Annotated in this window: 10 protein-coding genes; 6 read left to right on the forward strand and 4 right to left on the reverse strand. The window is 63.3% G+C overall.

What is annotated here, in order from left to right; translation table 11 throughout:
• Window positions 1–76: 76 nt before the first annotated feature.
• From AT959_RS10145 to AT959_RS10160, 4 genes are all read right to left on the reverse strand, one after another.
• Entirely contained in the window at window positions 77–1180 is a 1104-nt protein-coding gene (locus AT959_RS10145) for a porin (RefSeq protein ID WP_066882858.1), read from the reverse strand.
• A 174-nt stretch (window positions 1181–1354) separates the two neighbouring features.
• The gene (trpC, locus tag AT959_RS10150; RefSeq protein WP_066882859.1) at window positions 1355–2143 is read right to left on the reverse strand and encodes an indole-3-glycerol phosphate synthase TrpC; all 789 of its coding nucleotides are present in this window, start codon (window positions 2141–2143) and stop codon (window positions 1355–1357) included.
• Entirely contained in the window at window positions 2140–3168 is a 1029-nt protein-coding gene (trpD, locus tag AT959_RS10155) for an anthranilate phosphoribosyltransferase (protein ID WP_066882860.1), read from the reverse strand. Before trpD ends, trpC begins: the two co-directional genes overlap by 4 nt.
• The gene (locus AT959_RS10160; protein ID WP_066882861.1) at window positions 3165–3737 is read right to left on the reverse strand and encodes an aminodeoxychorismate/anthranilate synthase component II; all 573 of its coding nucleotides are present in this window, start codon (window positions 3735–3737) and stop codon (window positions 3165–3167) included. Before AT959_RS10160 ends, trpD begins: the two co-directional genes overlap by 4 nt.
• A 147-nt stretch (window positions 3738–3884) precedes the next feature.
• On the opposite strand from AT959_RS10160, the gene AT959_RS10165 reads away from it, so the two are divergent.
• From AT959_RS10165 to AT959_RS10190, 6 genes are all read left to right on the forward strand, one after another.
• Window positions 3885–4895 (forward strand): glycosyltransferase family 2 protein, encoded by a 1011-nt coding sequence (locus tag AT959_RS10165; RefSeq protein WP_066882862.1) that lies wholly within the window; start codon window positions 3885–3887, stop codon window positions 4893–4895.
• On the forward strand, window positions 4892–6361 hold the full coding sequence (locus AT959_RS10170; protein WP_066882863.1) for a glycosyltransferase family 39 protein: 1470 nt from the start codon (window positions 4892–4894) through the stop codon (window positions 6359–6361). Before AT959_RS10165 ends, AT959_RS10170 begins: the two co-directional genes overlap by 4 nt.
• Entirely contained in the window at window positions 6327–7037 is a 711-nt protein-coding gene (locus AT959_RS10175) for a phosphatase PAP2 family protein (RefSeq protein ID WP_083518325.1), read from the forward strand. Before AT959_RS10170 ends, AT959_RS10175 begins: the two co-directional genes overlap by 35 nt.
• A gap of 317 nt (window positions 7038–7354) precedes the next feature.
• Window positions 7355–8779, forward strand: a complete 1425-nt coding sequence (gene aspA, locus AT959_RS10180) for an aspartate ammonia-lyase (RefSeq protein ID WP_066882865.1) — start codon at window positions 7355–7357, stop codon at window positions 8777–8779.
• 41 nt (window positions 8780–8820) lie between these two features.
• Window positions 8821–10125, forward strand: a complete 1305-nt coding sequence (locus tag AT959_RS10185) for a dicarboxylate/amino acid:cation symporter (protein WP_066882866.1) — start codon at window positions 8821–8823, stop codon at window positions 10123–10125.
• Window positions 10126–10215: 90 nt separating this feature from the next.
• Window positions 10216–10971 (forward strand): sulfite exporter TauE/SafE family protein, encoded by a 756-nt coding sequence (locus AT959_RS10190; RefSeq protein ID WP_066882867.1) that lies wholly within the window; start codon window positions 10216–10218, stop codon window positions 10969–10971.

Below are 10971 nucleotides of genomic sequence, written 5' to 3' on the forward strand. Positions count from 1 at the left end.
TCTGTAGCCAGCAAAAACAGTACAACAAAAAGGGCGCCGAAGCGCCCTTTTCTCGCACTAACTGACCGAAGTCAGATTAGAACAGGTGGCGAACGCCAACCTGGAAGCCTTGCTGGAAGGTCATACCAGAGTTGCTAGCATCGCCGACCACTGCAGCACGACGCAGGGTAACACCATTTTGCGTGGCGCTGTCGTTGTCGATGATGGAGTAAGCAGTGTACAGATCGGTACGCTTGGAGAGGGCATAGTTGCCGCCAACAGCGAATTGCTGAGCATTGCCGCCAGCAGCCGAGTTGCCATCAGAGAACATGTAGGAGGTCTTGATCGCAAACTTGCCAACCGGAACCGTGGCACCAATCATGTAGTTGTCGATCTGAACATCATTCGTGCCGGTGGCATTATCTTGAATGTTGTGCGAGATCAAACCATGAATCTTGACGACCTTAGCATCAAACGTACCACCCAAGGTGTAGTTGTCAATCGACTTCATCGTGGTCGGCACGCCATTGCCAGAGGCACCAGCGATGCGATGCACGTTGAAACCCACATCAACCGGGCCAGCCGTGTAACGAGCCAACAGAGCGTAGACCGTGTTGTTCTGCGAGTTGTCGATAGACGACTCTTGGGCGATGGCGTTGTTGGAGTAAGCACCAGTAACGGTGAAGCCACCGAAGGACGGAGAAACGTAGGCAACAGCATTGTCAACACGGGTCGGGTCGAAAAGGCCACCACCGTAGACGTTCTTGTACTGACCAACGGTACCGGCAGAGAACGGGTCAATAGCGGAAACGAAGGAGAAGTGCGGGGTGTACAGACGACCGGCGATGGCGGTACCGAAACCACCGGTCAGGCCAACATAGGCTTGACGGGTGAAGCTGATGGACTTGTTGGTGCCAGCAGCAGTGGTGGCATCAGAGCTGGCATCAACGCCAAAACCTTGCTCGAGCAAGAAAACAGCTTTCAGGCCATTGCCCAGATCCTCAACACCCTTGAAGCCCAGGCGGTTACCTTGAGCTTGACCACCGTCGATAGCGGAGTTGCTGTCGACGTTACGGTTGTTTGAGTCGTAACGGTAGGCGTAACCCATATCGACGGAACCGTAGATGGTGACGTTGGATTGGGCGAAAGCAGCGGTAGAAGCCAGGCCAGCAACAGCCAGAGCGATAATCTTCTTTTGCATCAGAAAATCTCCTTAGTGGTTAGTTTTTAATCGGCGCTTGCGAACCGATTAAGCTTTACCTCTCGGATTGAGAAGTTGGGCTTGATTGTCGCAAAGAGCGGAAGACAGTAGCAACGGCTGTTTGGACTATGGGTATGCTTCTGTAAAGTTTTGTTGTTTCGACGCAACAACTGGTCAGGCAAACAGGCGAGCCAGTTCGACGCCGGGTTCCGGGGCGCGCATGAAAGCTTCGCCGACCAGGAAGGTTTCAACCTTGCAGGCACGCATGCGGGCGACGTCTTGCGGAGCAAGGATGCCGCTTTCGGTGACGACGATGCGCTCGTCGCCAATCTTCGGCAGCAGACCGACTGTTGTATCCAGCGTCACTTCAAAGGTGCGCAGGTTACGATTATTGATGCCGAGCAGCGGGGTTTTCAGTTGCAGCGCGGCATCGAGCTCTTCGCCGTTATGCACTTCGACCAGCACCGCCATACCGTAGCCATGAGCCCGCGCTTCCAGCGCCTGCATTTCTCCAAGACTCAAGGCAGCAGCGATGAGCAGAATGCAGTCGGCGCCCATCGCGCGGGCTTCGGCGACCTGGTAGGCATCAATCATGAAGTCCTTGCGCAAGACCGGCAAGGTGCAGGCAGCGCGGGCGGCCAGCAGGTATTCAGGGCAACCCTGGAAATACTGGCGATCGGTCAATACCGACAGGCATGCGGCGCCATGCTTTTCATAGCTTTGCGCAATTTCGGCCGGATGAAAATCGGGGCGAATGACACCTTTCGACGGACTGGCCTTCTTGATTTCGGCGATGACCGCCGGTTGACCGCCAGCAATCTTGCGGCGGATGGCCCCGACGAAATCACGGGGCGCCGACTGGGCCGCCGCTTCGGCCTCGACCACGGCCAGCGGCTTGACGGCCAGCGCCGCCGCCACTTCCTCGCGCTTGGTGGCGATGATCTGGTTGAGGATATCGCTCATTTGCCGCCCAATCGCCGGGTGCATTGAACGAACTGATCGAGCTTGGCGCGCGCCGCACCGCTGGCGATTGCCTCGCGTGCCTTGGCGATGCCGTCACCGATACTGTCCGCAGCGTTGGCCACATAAAGAGCGGCACCGGCATTCAGGCAGACGATCTCGCGAGCCGCCCCCGGCTTGTTGTCCAGCGCGCCGAGCAGCATGGCCCGCGATTCGTCGGCACTGGCAACGCGCAGGTTGCGCAGCGACAGCATCTGCAGGCCGAAATCTTCCGGATGCACTTCGTATTCGCGGATCTGGCCGTCCTTCAGTTCGCCGACCAGGGTCGCCGCGCCGAGCGAAATTTCGTCGAGACCGTCGCGGCCATGTACGACCAGCACCCGTTCGGCGCCCAGGCGCTGCATCACGCGCACCTGGATGCCGACCAGGTCGGGATGGAAAACGCCCATCAGGGTGTTCGGCGCACCGGCCGGATTGGTCAGCGGGCCAAGAATATTGAAGATGGTGCGGACGCCCATTTCGCGGCGCACCGGCGCGACGTGCTTCATCGCGCCATGGTGGTTGGGGGCAAACATGAAGCCGATGCCGGTTTCCTCGATGCAGGCGGCGACCTGTTCGGGCGCCAGCATGATGTCGGCGCCCAGCGCCTCCAGCACATCAGCGCTCCCCGAACTGGACGAGACACTCCGGCCGCCATGCTTGGCCACCTTGGCGCCGGCCGCGGCACAAACGAAAACCGAGGTCGTCGAAATGTTGAAGCTGTGCGCCGCATCACCGCCTGTACCGACGATATCGACGAAACGGCGGTCGTAAGGCACCGTCACCGGCGTCGCCAGTTCGCGCATGACGCTGGCGGCAGCGGCGATCTCGCCGATGGTTTCCTTCTTGACGCGCAGGCCGGTGGTGATGGCGGCAATCATGACCGGCGTCACTTCGCCGCTCATGATCTGGCGCATCAGCGAGACCATTTCATCGTGGAAAATTTCGCGGTGTTCGATCACACGCTGGAGGGCGGCTTGCGGGGTCATTTCTTGTGTTCGTCCAGGAAGTTCTTCAACAGGTCGTGACCGCGCTCGGTCAGGATCGATTCGGGATGGAACTGCACGCCTTCGACGGCCAGCGTCTTGTGACGGACGCCCATGATTTCGCCGTCGTCGGTCCAAGCGGTGATTTCCAGACAGTCCGGCAGGCTCTCGCGCTCGATGGCCAGCGAGTGGTAGCGGGTGCAGGTCAGCGGATTGGGCAGCCCCTTGAAAACGCCCACATCCTTATGGTGTACCGGTGACACCTTGCCGTGCATCAACTGCTTGGCGTGCACGATCTTGCCGCCGAAGGCTTCGCCGATCGACTGGTGGCCGAGACAGACGCCGAGCAGCGGGATCTTGCCGGCGAATTCGCGGATCGCCGCCAGCGAGATGCCGGCCTGGGCCGGGGCGCAGGGACCGGGCGAGATAACCAGATAATCCGGCTTCAGACGGGCAATATCGGCCACCGAAATGGCGTCGTTACGAAAAACCTGCACATCCTGACCCAGTTCACCGAAGTACTGGACGATGTTGTAGGTGAAACTGTCATAGTTATCCACCATCAGCAGCATGCTGTCGCTTCCTTGCTTGGTACGGTAAGTGACAAATTCTACAACAAGCCCCCGCCCCTCGCCGCCCCGAGAAGCCCCGGCCGGGCAGAATCGGCGTCGGCATTCCGGTTTCAAGTTAAAATGCCGCCTTTCCCGCCGGATCCACTTATGAGCGCCGCCATTTCCATCCCCCCGCACAGCCTGTCCATCGTCGTCCCGTTCTACAACGAGGAAGACAACATCGCACCGCTGGTCAAGCGCGTGCATGAGGCGCTGGTCGGCTACGAGCATCCGTGGGAACTGGTCCTGGTCGACGACGGCAGCAGCGACGCCACCGTCGAGCGCGCCCTGCAGTCGGCCAAGGAATACGGCCCGCACGTCCGCATTGTCGAACTGACCCGCAACTTCAAGCAGACCGCCGCCATGCAGGCCGGCATCGACGCGGCGCGCGGCGACGTCATCGTCACCATGGACGGCGACTTGCAGAACGATCCGATCGACATCCCGCGTATGGTTGCCCGGCTGTTGAACGAAGACCTCGACCTGGTTGCCGGCTGGCGCCAGAACCGCCAGGACGGCCTGGTCCTGCGCAAGATTCCGTCGAAGATTGCCAACAAGCTGATCGCCCGGATGACCGGCGTCCATCTGCGCGACTACGGCTGCAGCCTGAAGGCTTTCCGCGGCAGCGTCATCAAGAGCGTCCGCCTGTACGGTGAAATGCACCGCTTCATCCCGGCCTGGCTGGCCACCGTGACGACGCCGCGCCGCATCGCGCAGGAACCGACGACGCACCACGCCCGTACCGCCGGCGTTTCCAAATACGGCATCTCACGCACCTTCCGCGTCATTCTCGATCTGATCGCCGTCTATTTCTTCATGCGCTTCCGCGCCCGCCCCGGCCACTTCTTCGGCGGCATCGGCCTGGTCCTGACCGCGCTGTCCGGCCTGGTGCTGACCTGGCTGGGCTGGGTCAAGTTCGGCCTCGGTGAGAACATCGGCAACCGGCCGCTGTTGATCGTCGCCATCGGCGGCCTGATTGCCGGCGTGCATTTCGTCACCACCGGCGTGCTGGCCGAACTGCTGGCCCGCATCTACTTCGAATCCGGCACCATCCGCTCCTATGCCGCTCGCCCGGAACGCGCGCTGGCGGCCGACGAAGGCTGGCACAAATCGGCGTGACGGCTGCGGTAGACGCCCGAATTTACGCAAAATTCGGCGGCACGATCCTGTTCGGCCTGACCGCCGTGCTGCTCGCCTGGCGCTGCTGGGTGGTGCCGCAGCTCGGCATCACGCTTTACATTGATGAAGCGCAATACTGGACCTGGGCGCAACACCTGACCTGGGGCTACTTCTCGAAGCCGCCCGGCGTCGCGGCGCTGATCGCCGCCTCCACGGCGCTGTTCGGCGACGGCATTCTCGGCGTCAAGGCGCTGGCCATGCTTTGCTACCCGGCCGCGGCGGCAGCCTGCTGGGCCATTGCCCGCCGCCTGTACGACGAACGCACCGCCTTCTGGTCGGCCGTTGCCGTGCTCACCCTGCCGATGTTTTCCTGGCTCGGCCTGTTCGTGTCGACCGATGCCCTGCTCACCCTGTTCTGGGCACTGGCGCTGTGGGCTTACCTGCGCGCGCTGGCCAGCGATGCCTGGGCCGACTGGCTGCTGCTCGGCCTCGTCTGCGGCCTCGGCCTGCTCTCCAAATACACGATGGCGGCCTGGCTCGGCGCCGCCTTCCTGCACCTGCTCGCCTTCCACCGCGCCCGGCTGGCCTCGCTCAAGCCCTGGCTGGCGGCCGGGTTGGCGCTGGCCATCCTGGCACCGAACATCTACTGGAATGTCGCCAACGACTTCCCGACCCTGAAGCACACCGCCGACATCACGCTGAACAAGAAGGCCGGTGGCGGCCTGGCGGCACTCGGCGAATTCTGGGCCGCACAGTGGCTGTCCTTCGGCCCGGTGCTGGGCAGCGTCTTTTTCATCCTGCTCGTCCAGGTCCGGCAAAGCTGGCGCGACGACCGGACCCGGCTCCTGCTCTGGTTCGCGCTGCCGCTGTGGGCCGTCGTTTCGGCGCAGGCGATGAAGAGCAGCGCCAACGCCAACTGGGCCGCCCCCGCCTTCGCGCCGGCCGCGATTGCCGCCGTCGCCTGGCTGCTGCAGCGCGACAAGAAGCGCCTGCTGGTCGTCGGCCTGGCCCTCAACGTGCTGCTGGTCGGCGTCGTCTATCACTGGCCCAGCCTGATTGCCACGGTCAACGTGCAAAATCCGGCAAAAATGAATCCCTTCAGCCGCGCCCGGGGCTGGGATGAACTGGGCCGCCAGCTGACGCCGATCATGCAGGCCCACCCCGGCAGCGTACTGGTCGCCGACAACCGCACCCTGCTCGCCCACATGCTCTACGAACTACGCGAACTGAAGCCGGCCGCCGCCAGCTGGAACCCGAGCGGCGTGGCGAGCGACCATTACAAGCTGACCACCGATCTGCGGCCATGGCTGGGCAAGGATGCGATCCTGATCACCCAGGACCCGGCCGACCAGTTCGCCAGCTACTTCTCCACCGTCGAAAAACTGGCGACGCTGAAGGCACCGCTCGACGCGCAGACGACGCGCGACATGGATGTTTACCTGCTGCGTGGCTTCAAGGGCTACTGAACTTCGCCTGGCGATCATCCTGTTCGGCCTGCTGGCCGGGCTGTTCATCGCCTTTCCGCAGCTCGACCTGCTGGCCAGCGGCCTGTTCTATCGTGGCGACGGCCACTGGGCGCTGAACCGCGAAAACCTCTGGCTGGCCATTCCCTATCGCGGCCTGCCGCGCCTCGGCCAGGGCCTGCTGGTCGGCCTCTTGCTGCTCTGGCTGCTCAGTTTCTCGTCGCGCCTGCCACGGCTGCGCGCCCGCCGCGTCAGCTTCGGCTTTCTGCTGGTCGCCGCGCTGGCCGGCCCGATCCTGCTGGTCGACGCGACGCTGAAGGAACATTCCGGCCGGACCCGGCCGGTCAACACGACGCATTTCGGCGGCAGCAAGCAATTCACGCCGGCCTTCATACCGGCCGATCAGTGCCAGGCCAATTGCTCCTTCGTCAGCGGCCATGTCGCCACCGCCGCCTTCATCATGGCTTTCGGCTGGCTCGGCGCCCCCGCCGTGCGCCGCCGCTGGCTGCTGGCCAGCCTCGCCTTCGGCGGCCTGTTCGCGCTGGTCCGCATGGTGCCAGGCGGGCATTTCCTGTCTGACACCATCTTCGCCTGGTTCGCCACCTATTTCAGCCTGTGGGCGACCGAATGGCTGTTTCGCAAGCTCGGCTGGCTGCCAGCCAGCCACTCGCCCAGCTGATCCTCGCACGATCGACCCGAGCCGCCCTGCCCATTGAGGAGCCTGGGCGGCACCGCTGCCTTCCGCCTCTGTAGTTCGCCCCGGCTCGACAGCCCTTAACGGCACACTCTTGCCGTGCTGCCAGCCTGCGCCGTTCGGAAAACCGAACACCCCGGACCGCCCATCCTTCGGAAACCCGTCCGAACCGTCGCGCCACCCCGGCAAAAACCCTTGTAAATCAAGCCCCCGGCCGAGCTGCGCCGCTGGCACGGTGCGTGCGATAGATATAGGACCGGACGGTGTGCCCACACCCGATCGGCCACAACACTGGAGACACCATGAACGCACAGCCATCCCACCGCATTGAACACGACCTGCTCGGCGACCGTGAAATCCCGGCCGCGGCCTATTACGGCGTCCACACCCTGCGCGCGCTGGAAAACTTCGACATCACCGGCATTTCGATCGCCGTCTATCCGGACCTGATCCGCGCCCTGGCCCAGATCAAGAAGGCCGCCGCCCAGGCCAACCAGCAGCTCGGCCTGCTCGATGCCGTGCGCGCCGACGCCATCGTCGCCGCCTGTAACGAAGTGATCGACAACCGCCTGCACCAGGAATTTGTCGTCGATGTCATCCAGGGCGGGGCCGGCACCTCGACCAACATGAACGCCAACGAAGTGATCGCCAACCGGGCGCTGGAAATCCTCGGCCATGCCAAGGGCGACTTCAAGCACCTGCACCCGAACGAACACGTCAACATGAGCCAGTCGACCAACGACGTCTATCCGACGGCGTTGAAGCTCGCCACCTATGTCGGCATCTTCCGCCTAGTCGATGCCATGGCCTACCTGCGCCGTGCCTTCGAGCGCAAGGCCGAGGAATTCGCCGACGTGCTGAAGATGGGTCGCACCCAGTTGCAGGACGCCGTGCCGATGACCCTCGGCCAGGAGTTCTCGACCTACGCCGTGATGTTGGGCGAAGACGAGGAGCGCCTCAAGGAAGCCGCGCTGCTGATCCGCGAGATGAACCTCGGCGCCACCGCCATCGGCACCGGCATCAACGCCCACCCCGACTACGCCCCGCTGGTCTGCCGCCGCCTCGCCGAAATCAGCGGCGTGCCAGTCGTCACCGCCCCCAACCTGATCGAGGCGACACAGGACTGCGGCAGCTTCGTGCAACTGTCCGGCGTACTGAAGCGCGTCGCCGTCAAGCTGTCCAAGGTCTGCAACGACCTCCGCCTGCTTTCCTCCGGTCCACGTGCCGGTTTCGGCGAAATCAACCTGCCGCCGCGCCAGGCCGGCTCGTCGATCATGCCGGGCAAGGTCAATCCGGTGATCCCGGAAGTGGTCAACCAGATCGCCTTCGAAGTGATCGGCAACGACACCACCGTCACCTTCGCCGCCGAAGCCGGTCAGCTGCAGTTGAACGCCTTCGAGCCGATCATCGCCCACAGCCTGTTCAAGAGCGTGCTGCACCTCGGCAAAGGCTGCAAGACGCTGGCCGACTACTGCGTCGACGGCATCACCGCCAACCGCGAGACGTTGCGCGCCAGCGTCGAGCGCTCGATCGGCATCGTCACCGCGCTCAACCCCTACATCGGCTACGCCAACGCCACCGAAATCGCCGCCGAAGCCCACCTCAGCGGCCGTGGCGTCGCCGAGATCGTGCTTGAACGCAAGCTGATGAGCCCCGAGCAACTGGCCGACGTATTGCGCCCGGAAGTGCTGACCCGGCCGCAGATGATCCCGACCCAGGCCGCCTGAGCGGCAGCACCACATTCAATGCACACAACAAGGAAAAAATCATGAAAATGAACCGTCTGACGACGATGATCGGGATCGCCATGGTGCTCGGCGTCATTGTCGGCTACGCGTGCAACACGCTGGCCGGCAGCCCCGCCGAAGCCAAGGAAATCGCCGGCTACTTCGGCATCCTGACCGACATCTTCCTGCGTCTGATCAAGATGATCATCGCGCCGCTGGTCTTCGCCACCCTGGTCGCCGGCCTGGCCGGCATGGGCGACTCGAAGACGGTCGGCCGGATCGGCGCCAAGGCGCTCGGCTGGTTTGTCGGTGCCTCGTTTTGCTCGCTGCTGCTCGGCCTGGTCTTCGCCAACCTGCTGCAGCCGGGTGCCTCGCTCGCCGTGCCGCTGCCGGAAGTCGGCAGCGCGGTGAACCTGAAGACCAGCGCCCTCAACCTCAAGGACTTCATCACCCACGTCTTCCCGAAGAACATCTTCGAAGCGATGGCGGCCAATGAAATCCTGCAGATCCTGGTCTTCGCCGTCTTCTTCGGCCTGGCGCTGGGCCACCTGCACAACCAGACGGCACGCAGCCTGGTGTGCACGATGGAAGAAATCGTCCATGTCATGCTCAAGGTCACCGACTACGTGATGCGCTTCGCCCCGGTCGGCGTCTTCGGCGCCGTCGCCGGCATCATCACGACCAACGGCCTCGGCATGCTGACCGTCTTCGGCAAGCTGCTGATCAGCTTCTACCTCGCCCTCGGCGCCCTCTGGCTGCTGCTGATCACGGCCGGCTACTTCGTACTCGGCAAGGATGTCTTCCGCCTGCTCAAGCTGGTGCGCGGCCCGATGCTGGTCGGTTTCTCGACGGCGAGCAGTGAGTCGGTCTATCCGAAGCTGATGGAACAGCTTGAAAAGTTCGGCATCAAGAACCGCGTCACCAGTTTCGTGCTGCCGCTCGGCTACTCCTTCAACCTCGACGGTTCGATGATCTACACCACCTTCGCCGCGCTGTTCGTGGCCCAGGCCTACGGCATCGAACTCAGCCTGGGGACGCAGATCACCATGCTGTTGGTGCTGATGGTCTCCAGCAAGGGCATTGCCGGCGTGCCGCGCGCCTCGCTGGTCGTCGTCGCCGCCGTGCTGCCCATGTTCAACCTGCCGGAAGCCGGCCTGCTGCTGGTACTCGGCATCGACCACTTCCTCGACATGGGGCGCACCGTCACCAACGTGCTGGGTAATGCCATCGCCACCAGCGTCGTCGCCAAGTGGGAAAACGCCATCGACCCGGTGGACGATGCCCTGGCCGATGCTGACGAAGCGCTGCCGGTACCCGACGACGGGATCGTGCCGGTCGCTGCCTGACGCAAGTTTCCTCTGGTATTCGGCATAGCCCTCTTGCCGAATCTTTAACGACCCGGTACCAATGGTACCGGGTCCTTTTTTTCTCAGAATATGACTATCGACTGGCTCATCCTCGCTCCCGCCGCCTTTTTTGCCGGCATGGTAGACGCAGCGGTCGGCGGCGGCGGCCTGATCCAGATCCCGGCCCTGCTCTCCACCTTCCCGCAAACCGCCATCCCGACGCTGTTCGGCACCAACAAGCTGTCGAGCATCGCCGGCACCGGCGCCTCGCTGTGGCGCTATGCCCGCGCCGTGCGGATTCCCTGGCGCCTGGTGCTGCCCGCCACTGCCGCCGCGCTGGTTGGCGCCTGGCTGGGTGCCGCCGTGGTCGCCTGGATACCGCGCGAAGCGATGCGACCACTGGTCGTCGTCATGATGCTGGCCGTCGCCATCTACACCTTCCTGCGCAAGAACCTCGGCCAGGAAGAAACGCACAAACCGCGCCCCGGCGATCTCTGGCGCGGCGCCCTGTTCGGCCTGGTGATCGGCTTCTACGACGGCTTCTTCGGCCCGGGCACCGGCAGTTTCCTGATCTTCGGCTTCGTCCGCGTCTTCGGCATGGACTTCGTCCGCGCCTCGGCCAGCGCCAAGGTGATCAATTTCGCCACCAACCTGTCGGCCATCGCCTTTTTCGCCAGCCACGGCCCGATCCTGTGGGCCATCGGCCTGACCATGGCGGCCTGCAATCTGGCCGGAGCCTACCTCGGCACTCATCTTGCGCTGAAACACGGCGCCGGCTTCATCCGCCAGGCCTTCCTGGGCGTCGTCGCCATCCTGATCGTCAAACAACTGGTCGAAATCCTCTAA

Origin of the sequence: Dechloromonas denitrificans (assembly GCF_001551835.1) — a bacterium.
GTDB classification, from domain to species: Bacteria; Pseudomonadota; Gammaproteobacteria; order Burkholderiales; family Rhodocyclaceae; genus Azonexus; species Azonexus denitrificans.

Bases quoted from the DNA above. Each gene is read 5' to 3' on its own strand.
- AT959_RS10145 (WP_066882858.1), bottom strand. From the start codon at position 1,180: ATGCAAAAGAAGATTATCGCTCTGGCTGTTGCTGGCCTGGCTTCTACC.
- trpC (WP_066882859.1), bottom strand. From the start codon at position 2,143: ATGAGCGATATCCTCAACCAGATCATCGCCACCAAGCGCGAGGAAGTG.
- trpD (WP_066882860.1), bottom strand. From the start codon at position 3,168: ATGACCCCGCAAGCCGCCCTCCAGCGTGTGATCGAACACCGCGAAATT.
- AT959_RS10160 (WP_066882861.1), bottom strand. From the start codon at position 3,737: ATGCTGCTGATGGTGGATAACTATGACAGTTTCACCTACAACATCGTC.
- AT959_RS10165 (WP_066882862.1), top strand. From the start codon at position 3,885: ATGAGCGCCGCCATTTCCATCCCCCCGCACAGCCTGTCCATCGTCGTC.
- AT959_RS10175 (WP_083518325.1), top strand. From the start codon at position 6,327: ATGTTTACCTGCTGCGTGGCTTCAAGGGCTACTGAACTTCGCCTGGCG.
- aspA (WP_066882865.1), top strand. From the start codon at position 7,355: ATGAACGCACAGCCATCCCACCGCATTGAACACGACCTGCTCGGCGAC.
- AT959_RS10185 (WP_066882866.1), top strand. From the start codon at position 8,821: ATGAAAATGAACCGTCTGACGACGATGATCGGGATCGCCATGGTGCTC.
- AT959_RS10190 (WP_066882867.1), top strand. From the start codon at position 10,216: ATGACTATCGACTGGCTCATCCTCGCTCCCGCCGCCTTTTTTGCCGGC.